The sequence below is a fragment of the Psychrobacter sp. CoH-33_TS_01 genome, from assembly GCF_058189395.1.
Genome location: NZ_JBVGQI010000004.1, coordinates 42,210 through 55,433, shown reverse-complemented (window position 1 = coordinate 55,433; position 13,224 = coordinate 42,210). Strand labels below are relative to the sequence as shown.

Here is a 13,224-nt window from a genome sequence, read left to right as displayed (position 1 = left end):
CGGCCATGCTCGGTGAGCACAGTATCCAGCCGCAACTTGCAGAGGATACGACTGATACCCAACAAACTAACAAAATAGATCATAGCTTTATGTCCCGGCATGAGCACTATAGAGAGCAGGCTCATCCCGTAGAGTCTGGCTACGAGAATATCTCTGAGGCCCCAATGATTTTGCTGCTATCCACCGCCAATCATTTGGTCTGGCTAGGACGCTACAGCGAGCGACTTTATCAATACAACCATCTCATCAAGCAGTTGGTAAAGCAGCAATTAACTGCAGAGCAAATTCGCCATATTATCCTAAATCTAGGCTTTAGCGTGGACCCCGAACAGTCGGTGGCTGGCATGACCACGGCCTTGCTGCATGATCTCGATGAAAATCGTATCCCCGCGGTGCTAGCTGCCATTGAGTCCAATGCTCAAGAGGTCAAAGGGGTCATCGGTAAGGATACGGCTGAGCTATATAACCTGATTAAACGGCTAGGTAGTGCTGGGACTTATCGTGCGGCTACCCTACAGCTCTATGCCTGTAATGCTGCGATGAAACAAGAGCATCCGACGGTCACTTGCTTTTGGCAATTGGGGCGCCGTTTTGAGCGTCTAGAGCGCACGCTACTGCTCAATGAAGACAGCACCCAAGCCAGTCATGACTTTAAACACTGGGTCAATCAACTGCCCGAAAACACCCGCTGGCGTGAGCTCATTCGTCTGACTCATCAAATTATCAACTCCAAGCAGCTGCAAGACTATAAGCTCTTAAGCCGTGAATTTAGCATTATTTTATTGCAAGGGGTTTAGCGCTAAAGTTGAGAGAATTTTTAAAATTAAAAAATCATGCTGTTAGACATTACGTATGTTAGCAAATGCTTATATTAGTAGGGAGTTACTATGAAATTACAGATTAGTCATCAGACCAATTATTATTATGATGAGCTGGCCCAGCGTAGCGTGCAATATATCCGAATGACGCCCATGACGCTGCCGCACCAAAGTATTCATGAGTGGCATGTGATGCTACCCAAAGTGGCCGAGAGTCAAAAAGATGGGTTTGGCAACGAGTGGCTGACCTTGAGTCGCAATGAGGCGCATAACAACTTACAGATGCAAGCCTCGGGCATCGTAGAAATCAATCCAGATACAGAGCGCCTAGAGGACAATCCACAAGTCCCCTACTTACTGTATACCGTCCCCAGTGAGCTAACTCAATGCTCAGAGGCGATGCGCGACTTTGCTGAGCCTTATCTAAAAGCAGTCAGTTTAGAGAGTCTGCAGGCGCTAGCTGCGGCTCTGCTTGAACAGCTGCCTTACACCAAAGGCGCTACTCATGTGGGGACTACAGCAGCAGAAGCATTCGAGCTTGGCGCTGGCGTGTGCCAAGACCATTCCCATGTGTTTTTAGCTTGTTTGCGGGATAAAAAAATCCCAGCGCGTTATGTCTCGGGCTATTTATACGACGATACTGAAAATCATATGGCGAGCCATGCTTGGGCAGAGGCTTGGTTGGATGGCTATTGGTATACCTTTGATATCTCTAACCAATTATTCCGACCTAGCTCACATGTTTACGTCGCTATTGGCCGTGATTATCTTGATGCGGCTCCTGTGCGTGGTGTGCGCATGGGCGGCGGCTATGAGAGCCTCTATAGCCAAGTATTGGTTACGCGACTGGCCTAACTTAACGTAGGTATTAACACCCTATTCATTCAAGGATCCCTCATGACTTATTGCGCGGCTATTCGTTTACAGGCAGGTATGATATTCGCTAGCGATACGCGCACCAATGCCGGGGTGGACCACATTTCCACCTTTCGCAAATTATATCGCTACGGTATTAAAGGCGAGCGCTTTATCGTGCTACAAACGGCAGGTAATCTCGCCACTTCACAAGCGGTCTTTACCAAATTGCAAACGGCCATTGACCATTGCCACGAGCAAAATCTGCATACGGTACTCACTTTATTTGACGCAGCGCAGATGGTGGGTGAATGTATGCGTGAAGTGACGCAGCATGCGCAAAGCGTAGCCGATGACCACAGTACTAGTTTCAACAGCTCGTTTATGTTGGGCGGTCAGATTAAAGGGCAAACGCCTGAGTTGTATATGATATACCCAGAGGGCAACTGTATTCGCGCCACCCAAGATACGCCCTACTTTCAACTGGGTGAGAGTAAATATGGCAAGCCAATCTTAGACCGTTCCGTACATTACCAGACCGATATTCAACACGCGACCCAAGCGCTCATGTTGTCTTTTGACTCGACAATTCGCTCTAACTTATCCGTCGGGATGCCCATCGATGTGGTCATCTTTCACAATGACCACTTTGACGACTATCAAAGCCGCCGCGTTGATGAGTATGACGCTTACTTTAATGCTATCCGGCAACAATGGGCGGAAGGATTGCGCCGTATCCTAATTGAGCTGCCAGAGTCTCCTGAGGATTATTGGGGTTATAAGGACTTTTGATTCACCCGATTCATTAATTCCTCAGCCGTCTCCACCCGCTCAGAATAGCGGTCAACTAGGTAGTCGCTATGGTCTCGTGTCAGCAGTGTGAATTTCACTAGCTCCTCCAGCACATCGACAATGCGCAGATAATAACCTGACGGCTTCATACGGCCGTCTTCTTCGAATTCTAAAAAGGCTTTGGGCACTGACGACTGGTTGGGAATGGTCAGCATGCGCATCCAACGTCCCAAGATACGCAATTGATTGACCGCATTAAACGATTGCGAGCCGCCGCACACTTGCATAACTGCGAGCGTCTTACCCTGAGTCGGTCTAACCGCTCCAATAGATAACGGAATCCAATCGATTTGTGTCTTCATGATGCCAGTCATTGCGCCATGACGTTCAGGCGAACACCACACCATACCTTCGCTCCATTGCACCGCCTCACGCAGTTCCTGTACTTTAGGATGGCTCTCGTCTGCCGAATCGGCTAGTGGCAGACCGGTCGGATTATAAATTCTCACCTCACAGCCCATTGCTAGCAGTATTCTGGCGGATTCTTCTACCACGAGGCGGCTATACGAGCGCGTACGTAATGAGCCATATAACAACAGTATCCGTGGTGCATGAGTACTGGGGGTTTGCTTAAAGTCTGCGCTGGCAGGGACGTGAAATAGCTCTGGTTTGATATTGGGCAGGCTAGTATCGAAGTCGGCCCTGGTGTTCAGGTTGGAGGTAGTGCTTAAATCAGTGTCGGAAGTCGGTTTATTGGTCAAGTTAGTCATATAGGCACTCGTAAAACATAATGGTAATTGGGAACAGTGCTAAGAAAGGGTTAGTAAATCACTGGGTAAGCTCGGTTAGTGCTTTTAGTCTTTGGTCTAATGGTAATTGAGCAATTGCTAATAATTTTGTGACCCGTTGCTCAATGGCAGCGATAGCCTGTTGGAAATTAGCCGCAGTGGTAGCTTCATCCGTTGTAGCTTTAGACGGATCGGTTAACCCCCAATGCAGTTTTGGCGTAGCACCTAACCATAACGGGCAGCTTTCTCCAGCCGCATTATCGCAGACAGTAATCACAACGTCTGGTTTGAAATTACCCATATAGTCCGTATCTTGCCAAGAGTTGCTGGTCAGGCCTGCGATGTCATATCCGGCTTGGGTTAAGTACTTGAGCGTCAATGGATGCACTGCACCGGCGGGTTGGCTCCCAGCACTTTTAGCAACTAATAGCCCCTTACCCAATTGATTAGTAATGGTTTCTGATAAGGCACTACGGCAACGGTTGTGGGTACAGATATAGAGAATATTTAACGGTCTTAGCGGTTCGTTTGCATTAGTCATGATCATAAGGTCTCATTGTTATAGGGGATTATAGTTTTATATGCAGGCAACCTATCTGATGCCAGTAGTTAGTAGTTAGTGGATTACTGCAGCAGCGTGAGCCAAATGACCAGTGCGGATAAGGTCGCAAGCAATACAGGCAAAGTTAGAATAATGCCGACCTTAAAATAATAACCCCAAGTAATTTTAATATTTTTGCTGGCGAGCACGTGTAGCCATAGCAAGGTTGCTAATGAGCCAATGGGGGTAATTTTTGGTCCTAAGTCAGAGCCGATGACATTCGCAAAGACCATCGCCTCTAAAGTCTGCGGTGTGGTAGTCGCTTGGTCGATAGCGAGTGCCTGAATCAGCACCGTTGGCATATTATTCATTACTGAAGACAATCCTGCAGAGAGCAAGCCTGTCCCTAACGTCGCTGCCCACATACCCTGGTCACTTAACGCTGTTAGCACGCTGGCGAGATAATCCGTCAGGCCCTGATTCTTCAGCCCATAAACCACCAAATACATGCCTAACGAGAAAATGACTACTTGCCAAGGGGCGCCTTTGACCACGGGCATGAGCTCAATTTTGCGTTGTGATAGCGCGACGATGCTCAGAACGGCAGCGCCTATACCAGCAATAAGGCTAATTGGGACGCCCATGGGCTCTAAGACGAAGAAACCAAATAACAGACCGATTAGTACGAGCCAACCGGTCATAAAGGTTGCTTTATCAACGATAGCAGTGGCAGGAGATGGTACGTCAGCGGTATTATAGATTGTAGGAATATCACGACGGTAGAACAAATACAGCACTATCAAGGAGCTGGCGACCGAGACTAAGTTGACCGGTACCATGACCTGCGCATAGCGAGCAAAGCTGACATTAAAGAAGTCGGCTGAGACAATATTGACTAAGTTTGAGACCACCAGTGGCAAACTGGCCGTATCGGCGATAAAGCCTGCCGCCATGATGAAGGCTAAGGTGGTCGCTGGCGAGAACCGTAAAGTCACCAAAATAGCAATGACGATTGGGGTCAAAATAAGCGCGGCGCCATCGTTAGCAAAAAATGCGGCAACAAACGCTCCTAATAAAACAATAAGGGCAAACAAACGCCGTCCACTGCCCTTACTGGCTTGGGTCACGTGCAGCGCTATCCACCGGAAAAACCCAGCTTCATCTAATAATAGACTAATGATAATAATGGCAATGAAGGCAAAAGTCGCATTCCAGACGATACCCCAAACGATTGCAATATCAGACCAATCGACGACCCCAGTCAACAAAGCCAGTCCAGCACCCACAGCGGCGCTCCACCCTATCCCTAAACCACGGGGCTGCCAGATCACAAATATTAAGGTCAATAGGAAAATTATGATGGCTAACAGCACTATATGAACTCGACTTTTATAGGGGTTAATGGGACTGTCTAAATGTGCTACTATGAAAGACAGCAGCATATATTCATATAAGTGAATATAATGCTAGATTACCTTATATATTCGGAAAAGTAAATATATGCAGCCATTGCCTGTGCCCTTTTTTAAAGCCTTAAGTGACCCTACTCGCCTTAAACTCGTCCTATTATTAAGGCAGTATGAGAGCTTATGTGTCTGTGATTTGACTGAGATACTAGAGCAACCACAGCCTACGGTCTCGCGTCATCTCAATCATTTAAAGCGGGCGGGTATCTTAAGCAGTGAGCGTAAAGGGACTTGGATATGGTATCAGCTAGACCCGGCTATGCCCGACTGGTGCCAAACGGTCATCACAAGTATAGAGTCCGATGATAGCCTGAGCTTACCCAGCGACCTAACGCTGCAGTGTTGTTAGGTCTATTGCTGGCCGTGCTCGCAGCACCCTTAGGATTGGATTAGGCTGTCCCACTTACGAGCTAGACTAGAAAGGAAGCGACTATGCCAAAGACTTCCACTACCACCGTGAAACCAGCCAATCAGTGGGTACTTGCCTGTATCGACGGCTCTCATGTTACGCAATTTGTGTGTGACTACGCTGCCTGGTGTGCCCAAAAGCTCAACTTGTCTATAACGCTACTGCATGTGGTTCATAGCCCCAAGTCGAGTCGCCACGATTTGAGCGGCACCATCGGAATGGACAGTCGGCAGTCTCTGCTCTACGAATTGACCCGATTAGATGAAGAAACGGCTCGATTAACGGTCAAACATGGCGAAGCACTGGTCAAAGATGCCAAGACCCATATTGCTAATAACCCAGATTATAGGGATTCAGTAGAAATACGATCACATCTGCGCCACGGCAAGCTCCTCCCTGCTATAGAACACTTTGCCCCGAAGACCCGAGTCGTTGTGATGGGACGTCGTAGTGCCGACCATCAACACGAGTATGTAAATATCGGCAGTCAGATTGAGAGTGTGGCACGGGCAATAAGCCAGCCTATCTTGATTTGCTCAAAAGCTTTTACCACCCCCACTTCCTATATGTTAGCCTTTGATGGCAGTCCGACCGCTATTAAGGCCGTTCAGACGATTTGTGATAGTGACCTGTCTCGTGGTAGCCAAGGCTATCTAGTCATGGTGGGCAATCATTTTAAAAGTCGTGAAGAGAGTCTTTATGAGGCACATCGGCAACTGATAGCGGCAGGATTGGAGGTGAGCGTGCATATCTTTAGCAGTAAGCAACATAGTGACAATGTGGTCAAGACGCTTACGGCCTTTCAACGAGAGCACGATATTAGTATGGTGATCATCGGGGCTTATGGTCACGCGAAATGGCGGCGGTTCTTCGTAGGCAGTACGACCACTGAGTTACTAGCACAAACCCAAGTTCCTGTCCTGCTCTTACATTAATTAGGCCTAAATCGAAAATTAGGCCTAAATCGAATTAACATCGTGTCACTAACTTGACACCGCCTAGTCATCGCCATGTCATTTTATCACCTCACACTGATTGTGCAGTTTTTCTATTTTTGCACGTATTTTCGTGCTTTTGCACTATCGGGTGAGGATATCATGATGTTCAATAAATTTTCGCAGAATAAGAATACTAATCGCAGTTATAACCCCTACTTTAAAAGCAAAGCTAATCATAAAATCAATGGTCATGCGTTTAGCCACAATAAGCTGGCGCTCTCAGCCCTAGCTTTTGCTATGCTCAGTACTTTGACGGCGTGTAATGACGATGATGATCATCAAGAGTCGGCAGCCTTTACCCCGATTGAGTTATCAATAGCCCATATTAACGACTCACACTCTCACCTAGAGCCTGAACAGAAGCTCGATTTCGTCATCGGCGATACCCTTTATCGTAGCGCTTACGGTGGTTTTCCACGGATTAAGACCGTTTTTGATGAGTTAGAAAGCCAATATGGCAATGGTAATTTTCTTAAATTGCATGCTGGTGATGCCCTGACTGGGACCAGTTACTTCAGCTTTTATAAGGGAGATGCTGACGCGGATATGATGAGTGCTGTTTGTTTTGATGGTTTTGCACTCGGCAATCATGAGTTTGATGAAGGGGATGCGGGACTTAAGCATTTTTTAGATCGATTGAATAGCGGAAGCTGCCAGACTCCAGTATTGGGAGCGAATGTGAAACCCAAAGTTGGCACACCGCTAGCGCCCAATAAAGTCGATGACTATATCAAACCTTATACGATTAAAACCACTAAAGAAGGCGTTAAGATTGGCATTATCGGTCTCGATATTGCGGGCAAGACCAAAAACTCATCACGGCCATTAGCGACGACCGAGTTCCTAGATGAGACAACGACCGCGCAAAATTATATCAATGAGTTGAGCAATCAAGGTATTGAGCATATTGTCTTGCTGACTCACTATACCTATGAAAATGATCAACGGCTTGCCGCTGCTCTTACTGGCGTCGATGTCATCATTGGTGGGGACTCTCACACTCTATTAGGCGATTTTGGTCGCTATAGCAAGGATTATAATCCTGGGGCCAATGACGCGACTCAGTCCACGTTTGGCTCGCAGGGTGCCTACCCAACGGTGATTACTAATAAAGATGGCAACCCAGTGTGTATTGGTCAAGCTTGGGAATACACCAAGGCAGTCGGACTAATGAATATCAGTTTTGATGGCCAAGGTAATGTCGCCGATTGTGCGGGTTCGCAAATCATTCCCGTAGCTGAGACTTTTAGCCGCTTTGATGCTGATAGTGAAGACTTTGTGGCTTTAAACAGTGCTGACAATCAGGCGTTAGTCAATACGCTTAACGCGCAAATGTCAGCCCTATTACAAAAGGACCTTATCCTACCATTTGCCGAAAACTTTGAGGTCGCTAAGATATTGCAAGGCTATACTGACCAACTGAGCGATAATTTAGCTAAAGAAATTGGCCTAGCCACGGAATCACTCTGCCTAGTAAGAGTCCCAGGGACCACCCGATCAGCGGACATCGCTGGCTGCGAAGATACCGCTGCGTCAGCTCGGGGTAGTGATATTGCCCAAGTCGTCGCTGAAGGGTTTTTAGATGGCGCGTTGCGTGCAGATTTTGCGCTGCAAAATAGTGGCGGCGTTCGTGAGACAATCCCGGCTGGCACGATAACCTACGATGATGCTTATACCGTACTGCCTTTTAGCAATACGCTGGTCAATCTAGATATTACGGGTCAGCAAGTCTTAGCCACCCTTGAGGATGCTATCGCCAATTATCTAGACAATAATGGCTCATCTGGCTCCCACCCGTATGCTGCTGGTCTGCGCTGGGATTTAGACTTGAGCCAAACCAAAGGCAATCGTGTCCGCAACTTAGAAGTGCGCGATCGCCAAACCAATACCTGGTCTCCCATCGACTTAACTAAGACTTATGTCATGGTGACCAATGATTATATTGCGGAAGGTCGCGATGGTTATACTACGCTTGGACCTATCTTCACTGACAAGACAAAAGTAGAAGATACCAAGCTGCTGTATACACAGTCCTTTATCGACTATATCGAAAAATTGGCAACGGTATCACGTCCCGCCCGTAGTAATTACTCGCATAAGACGGTCATTACGCCGGCTGGCAAGTTACTGTTGCCATAGGACAATGACTTAATAGGCTTTATGTGACGTTAAAGACGTAAAAAGCCCTAAGCTTAACCATAAGCTTAGGGCTTTTTTAGTGAAAACAATTTTAGATTCAAACTAAATCTAAGAAGTCTGCGACAAATTCGCTGGCAGGCTCGGCAATTAGAGTCTCTGGCGTACCCACTTGTTCGATAGCCCCATGATTCATAACCACGATTTCATCGGAAACGTCCCGCGCCTCTTCCTGATCATGGGTCACCATAATACTAGTTACACCCAACTCGTGATGAATCTGTTTCAGCCAAGTACGCAACTCTTTACGGACTTTAGCATCGAGTGCGCCAAATGGCTCATCGAGCAGCAATAATTTTGGTTTTACCGCCAAGGCACGAGCCAAGGCGATACGCTGACGCTGACCCCCAGACAACTGATGCGGATAAGCATTGGCTAAGTTTGGCAGCTGAACCAATTCTAACAACTCCGCTACTCGCTTTTGGATGTCTGGCTTATTCGGACGACGGTCTTTTGGCAATAAGGTCAGACCAAAGGCAATATTATCCGCAATGGTCTTATGACGGAACAAGGCATAGTGCTGAAACATAAAACCGATATGGCGCTTTTGTACCGGAGTATTAGTGACGTCTACCCCATCAAAAAGTATCTGACCCTGATCCGCATACTCAAGTCCGGCAATGATACGTAGCAGTGTCGTCTTACCACACCCTGAAGGCCCTAATAAGGTGACTAACTTGCCCGTAGGTACGCTTAAAGTGATGTCTTCAAGGGCAGTAAAATTGCCAAAAGTCTTGCGAACGTGTTGAATGTCTATGCTCATTTTGCGTATGCTCTTTTAGTTTCTTTTGAGAATATAAGATTTTAATTACTTAGGCTATTTATATTAATACTACTTATTCACAGCCACTATTCATCTTAACCGTTGAGTGATACTCATTTAGTAGGTTGTGGTTGGGCTGCATCAAGCCCTCCTTTAGGTTCCGTTTTGCTTACCACTAATGCCGGTGCGGTAATGGCCAAGCGGTCACTGCCCTTCGCATATTTACGGGTTTGCAGCTTACTCATGACCTGCTGAACCAGCAAAGTTACTAAAGCTAAGGCAGCAAGCAAGCTGGATAAAGCAAACGCGGCGGTAAAGTTATACTCGTTATAAGCAATCTCAACCAGTAGCGGCATAGTATTGGTCTCGCCGCGGATATGGCCCGAGACCACACTGACCGCACCAAATTCCCCCATCGCGCGGGCATTGGTCAAGATCATGCCGTATAGCAGGGCCCATTTAATATTCGGTAGCGTTACATGCCAAAATACCTGCCACCCTGAAGCGCCTAACGTCAATGCTGCCTGCTCCTCACTATCCCCTTGCGACTGCATTAAGGGAATCAATTCACGGGCAATAAATGGGAAGGTTACGAATAAAGTGGCCAATACGATACCAGGGACAGCAAAGATAACTTGGAAGCCCAACGACTCTAACCAACCGCCAATCGTAGAGTTTAAGCCAAATAGCATCACAAACATCAGACCGGCCACTACGGGCGATACCGAAAACGGTAAATCTAATAAGGTGGTAACGAGTTGCTTGCCTTTAAATTTATAGCGCGTTACTAACCAAGCAATAGCTAGTCCCATCACCACGTTGATAGGCAGCACAATACCGGCAGTAATCAACGTTAGCTTGATAGCCGATAGCGCTTCTGGATCGACCAAGGCGGCGATATACAGCTCCCAACCGCCTTTAAACGCCTCATAAAAGACCGCGAATAAAGGCACTACCAACATAATGACCATGAATAAACAGGCAATCGTAATGAAGGTTCGGCGCACCCACGGGGTATCGCGGGTGGCGGCATTACTTTGGTAGTCATAGCTATTGGAGATTTGCATGAGGAGCCCTAATTTTATCTTTACAAGGTCAAATTTTTCTATTTAAACAAACCGCTACTTGGCGCCAACTCGGCGAGATAGACGCCATTGCAGTAAGTTGATTGCTAGTAAAATTACGAAAGAAATCATCAGCATAAATAGAGCTACTGCTGAAGCGCCTTGGATATCAAATTGCTCAAGCTTACTGATAATGATCAGCGGTAAGATCTCAGACTGCATAGGGATGTTACCGGCGATAAAAATAACAGAACCGTATTCCCCAGTTGCACGAGCAAACATCATACCTGCACCCATCAGTAGCGCGGGTAACAGCTCGGGCAATAGCACGGTACGGAAGGTGGTGAAACGACTGGCCCCCAATACCGCTGCGGCCTCTTCAAACTCTACTGACAGCTCTTCTAATACCGGCTGCACTGCCCGTACGATGAAAGGAAAACTGACCACCACTAACGCAAGCCAAATCCCTAGCGGCGTAAAAGCCACTTGAATATCAAACTTGGCGAACCACTGCCCTATCAAACCGTTTGGCGCATATAGGGTCGCTAGTGAAATACCGGTCACTGCTGTCGGTAAAGCAAAAGGCAAATCTACCAAGGCATTGATAATAGACTTGCCCCAGAATTCGTAACGCACCAGTACCCAAGCGACCAAGGTGCCGAATACCATGTTGGTCAACATCGCATAAAAGGACATCTTGAGCGAGAGTATGATCGCTGCGGTCACTTGCGGCTGAGTAATTGTGCCCCAAAAACCGGCCCATCCCATCTGCGAGGTGGTAAACGCCATCATGGCAAAGGGTAGTACCACCAGTAGCGATAGGCTCAGGACAGTGATACCCATAGACAAGCCAAAGCCTGGTAACACGTTGCGTTGACGCAGGCGGGTTAACCAGTTACGTTTGGGAGCTGCGGGGATGGGTGCGGCTAACGGCTTCATTACGCTCTCATTACATCATTGGGAATGGATAAACTTGGGCTCTACTCTTAGCTTAATAAATGCTTTACGAACAAATTTTGTCCTGCTCAGGTTGGTATTCATTAAGCTAAGAGTAAATAGCCTATCGCTTGGCAATAGTCGCTCGGCAATAGGACATTTACTCTTTTATTGCTGTAAAACTTTAACGCTGTATTTCTTTAACTATTTATTTTTTAAACAGGGCTTACTTAGGGTTGTTCACAGCTAATTGGTCAAACACACCACCATCGCTGAAGTAAGTGCTCATGATCTCATCCCAAGTACCGAAGGCATCGTTTGGACGGAAAGTATCTACTGGTGGCAACTTGTCACTGTTGGCGGCCAAGACTGAAGGCACGCTAGGACGGAGGTATAAATCAGCCGCTAGTTGTTGAGCAGGCTCGCTCCATAAGTAGTCAAGATAAGCTTTGGCGGCGTCAGTAGTGCCTTTTTTATCTGTAACGGCTTTCACAACAGCTACTGGGCTTTCAGACTTGATAGAGTACTTTGGATAAACGATGTCGACTTGGCCTTTACCAAACTGAGTCGCGGCTAAGTTGGCTTCATTCTCAAAAGTCACTAGCACATCACCAATGCCACGTTGTACGAAAGTCGTCGTCGCAGCACGGCCACCATTTTCATAAACTTTGACGTTTTTCAGCATGTCTTTAACATAGCCTTTGGCTTGATCTTCATTCTTATCAAAGGCATGCAATCCATAACCATAGGCGCCTAAGAAGGCATAGCGACCATTACCCGTCACTTTCGGGTTGGCCATAACGATTTCGACGCCTGGTTTGGTCAGATCTTGCCAGTCGTTGATACCTTTAGGGTTGTCTTTACGCACTAGGAATACGATGGTGCTGGTAAAAGGTACTGCATTATCTGGAAATTGCTTTTCCCAATCGTCAGCCACCAAGCCTTTTTTCTGTAACAGTTCGATATCAGACCCTTGGTTCATCGTTGCTACGTCAGCTTGTAGACCATTCGCTACCGATAAGGCTTGCTTACTAGAGCCGCCATGTGATTGCTTAATAGTGACATTCGCACCTGGGTGGTCAGCTTTATATTTTTCTACGAACATAGGGTTGTAGTCTTTATAGAAGTCACGGGCCACATCATAAGAGACGTTTAATAGCTCGATATCCTGACCTTCAGTGGTAGCGGCAGCTGTATCAGTACCGGTAGCAGCAGGCTCACCCTCTGGCGCTTTGTTACAGGCGCTAAGACCTAATGCGGCGATAGCGAGTGCTGCGGTAGAGACGGCCTTAGCATAAGTGCTATAGCGGTTGGCGTATGGACTAGCAGACTTAAGAGTTAATGCTTTCATGGTAAACCTCGAAATAGATGCAGTAGATAAGGACAGACGTAAAAAGGTATAAAGAGTGTTATTTAATGGATGCGCTCATGCTAACAGTGCTTGGTTATTATGTTTAATGATGAATAAGGGTATCGTAGTGAATAAAAGGAATAATGGAATAATTGTGCGCAATCAAGGCGACTATGGGATAATCCATTTTTTACCTCTGCTTGAGAGACTTGCTTGCCTAACTGTAAGACAGCTAGAATAAACCTCT

General features: G+C 46.9%; 13 protein-coding genes. 6 read left to right on the top strand and 7 right to left on the bottom strand.

Features of this window, described 5'->3' with window-relative positions; all coding sequences use genetic code 11:
* The first annotated feature begins 5 nt into the window (after nt 1–5).
* The 3 genes from ACZ2XM_RS08150 (at nt 6) to ACZ2XM_RS08140 (ending at nt 2,465) form a co-directional block, all read left to right on the top strand.
* A complete protein-coding gene (locus ACZ2XM_RS08150; RefSeq protein WP_490610531.1) occupies nt 6–797 on the top strand; it encodes an alpha-E domain-containing protein in 792 nt (263 codons plus the stop codon).
* A 90-nt stretch (nt 798–887) separates the two neighbouring features.
* Entirely contained in the window at nt 888–1,673 is a 786-nt protein-coding gene (locus tag ACZ2XM_RS08145) for a transglutaminase family protein (protein WP_490589417.1), read from the top strand.
* Nucleotides 1,674–1,715: 42 nt separating this feature from the next.
* The gene (locus ACZ2XM_RS08140; protein ID WP_490589418.1) at nt 1,716–2,465 is read left to right on the top strand and encodes a proteasome-type protease; all 750 of its coding nucleotides are present in this window, start codon (nt 1,716–1,718) and stop codon (nt 2,463–2,465) included.
* Here ACZ2XM_RS08140 and arsH read toward each other — a convergent pair.
* The 3 genes from arsH to ACZ2XM_RS08125 all read right to left on the bottom strand — a co-directional run bounded on the left by arsH (nt 2,450) and on the right by ACZ2XM_RS08125 (nt 5,167).
* A complete protein-coding gene (gene arsH / locus ACZ2XM_RS08135) occupies nt 2,450–3,235 on the bottom strand; it encodes an arsenical resistance protein ArsH (RefSeq protein WP_490589419.1) in 786 nt (261 codons plus the stop codon). The genes ACZ2XM_RS08140 and arsH overlap by 16 nt on opposite strands.
* Nucleotides 3,236–3,293: 58 nt before the next feature.
* Nucleotides 3,294–3,794, bottom strand: coding sequence for an arsenate reductase ArsC (locus tag ACZ2XM_RS08130; protein WP_490589420.1), 501 nt, complete (start codon nt 3,792–3,794; stop codon nt 3,294–3,296).
* A gap of 83 nt (nt 3,795–3,877) precedes the next feature.
* Entirely contained in the window at nt 3,878–5,167 is a 1,290-nt protein-coding gene (locus tag ACZ2XM_RS08125; protein WP_490589421.1) for an arsenic transporter, read from the bottom strand.
* 127 nt (nt 5,168–5,294) lie between these two features.
* Between ACZ2XM_RS08125 and ACZ2XM_RS08120 the strand changes: the two genes are divergently transcribed.
* From ACZ2XM_RS08120 to ACZ2XM_RS08110, 3 genes are all read left to right on the top strand, one after another.
* On the top strand, nt 5,295–5,609 hold the full coding sequence (locus tag ACZ2XM_RS08120) for an ArsR/SmtB family transcription factor (RefSeq protein WP_490589422.1): 315 nt from the start codon (nt 5,295–5,297) through the stop codon (nt 5,607–5,609).
* Nucleotides 5,610–5,692: 83 nt separating this feature from the next.
* Nucleotides 5,693–6,604 (top strand): universal stress protein, encoded by a 912-nt coding sequence (locus ACZ2XM_RS08115; protein ID WP_490589423.1) that lies wholly within the window; start codon nt 5,693–5,695, stop codon nt 6,602–6,604.
* Between the two features lie 162 nt (nt 6,605–6,766).
* Nucleotides 6,767–8,806, top strand: coding sequence for a bifunctional metallophosphatase/5'-nucleotidase (locus ACZ2XM_RS08110; RefSeq protein ID WP_490589424.1), 2,040 nt, complete (start codon nt 6,767–6,769; stop codon nt 8,804–8,806).
* A gap of 97 nt (nt 8,807–8,903) precedes the next feature.
* Here ACZ2XM_RS08110 and ACZ2XM_RS08105 read toward each other — a convergent pair whose 3' ends face one another.
* From ACZ2XM_RS08105 to ACZ2XM_RS08090, 4 genes are all read right to left on the bottom strand, one after another.
* Entirely contained in the window at nt 8,904–9,626 is a 723-nt protein-coding gene (locus ACZ2XM_RS08105; RefSeq protein ID WP_490589425.1) for a sulfate/molybdate ABC transporter ATP-binding protein, read from the bottom strand.
* Nucleotides 9,627–9,739: 113 nt separating this feature from the next.
* Complete coding sequence (cysW, locus tag ACZ2XM_RS08100) at nt 9,740–10,693, bottom strand: sulfate ABC transporter permease subunit CysW (RefSeq protein WP_490589426.1); 954 nt, start codon at nt 10,691–10,693, stop codon at nt 9,740–9,742.
* 54 nt (nt 10,694–10,747) lie between these two features.
* Nucleotides 10,748–11,629 carry a sulfate ABC transporter permease subunit CysT gene (gene cysT / locus ACZ2XM_RS08095; RefSeq protein ID WP_490589427.1) on the bottom strand — a complete coding sequence of 294 codons (882 nt, stop codon included), beginning with the start codon at nt 11,627–11,629 and terminating at the stop codon, nt 10,748–10,750.
* A 223-nt stretch (nt 11,630–11,852) separates the two neighbouring features.
* On the bottom strand, nt 11,853–12,977 hold the full coding sequence (locus ACZ2XM_RS08090) for a sulfate ABC transporter substrate-binding protein (protein ID WP_490589428.1): 1,125 nt from the start codon (nt 12,975–12,977) through the stop codon (nt 11,853–11,855).
* Nucleotides 12,978–13,224 lie beyond the last annotated feature (247 nt).

What these genes read in the sequence shown, in the direction of transcription:
- ACZ2XM_RS08090 (WP_490589428.1), bottom strand. Translation starts at nt 12,977, where the DNA reads ATGAAAGCATTAACTCTTAAGTCTGCTAGTCCATACGCCAACCGCTAT.
- ACZ2XM_RS08145 (WP_490589417.1), top strand. Translation starts at nt 888, where the DNA reads ATGAAATTACAGATTAGTCATCAGACCAATTATTATTATGATGAGCTG.
- ACZ2XM_RS08105 (WP_490589425.1), bottom strand. Translation starts at nt 9,626, where the DNA reads ATGAGCATAGACATTCAACACGTTCGCAAGACTTTTGGCAATTTTACT.
- cysT (WP_490589427.1), bottom strand. Translation starts at nt 11,629, where the DNA reads ATGAAGCCGTTAGCCGCACCCATCCCCGCAGCTCCCAAACGTAACTGG.
- ACZ2XM_RS08150 (WP_490610531.1), top strand. Translation starts at nt 6, where the DNA reads ATGCTCGGTGAGCACAGTATCCAGCCGCAACTTGCAGAGGATACGACT.
- ACZ2XM_RS08140 (WP_490589418.1), top strand. Translation starts at nt 1,716, where the DNA reads ATGACTTATTGCGCGGCTATTCGTTTACAGGCAGGTATGATATTCGCT.
- ACZ2XM_RS08130 (WP_490589420.1), bottom strand. Translation starts at nt 3,794, where the DNA reads ATGACTAATGCAAACGAACCGCTAAGACCGTTAAATATTCTCTATATC.
- ACZ2XM_RS08110 (WP_490589424.1), top strand. Translation starts at nt 6,767, where the DNA reads ATGATGTTCAATAAATTTTCGCAGAATAAGAATACTAATCGCAGTTAT.
- ACZ2XM_RS08115 (WP_490589423.1), top strand. Translation starts at nt 5,693, where the DNA reads ATGCCAAAGACTTCCACTACCACCGTGAAACCAGCCAATCAGTGGGTA.
- cysW (WP_490589426.1), bottom strand. Translation starts at nt 10,693, where the DNA reads ATGCAAATCTCCAATAGCTATGACTACCAAAGTAATGCCGCCACCCGC.
- ACZ2XM_RS08120 (WP_490589422.1), top strand. Translation starts at nt 5,295, where the DNA reads ATGCAGCCATTGCCTGTGCCCTTTTTTAAAGCCTTAAGTGACCCTACT.
- arsH (WP_490589419.1), bottom strand. Translation starts at nt 3,235, where the DNA reads ATGACTAACTTGACCAATAAACCGACTTCCGACACTGATTTAAGCACT.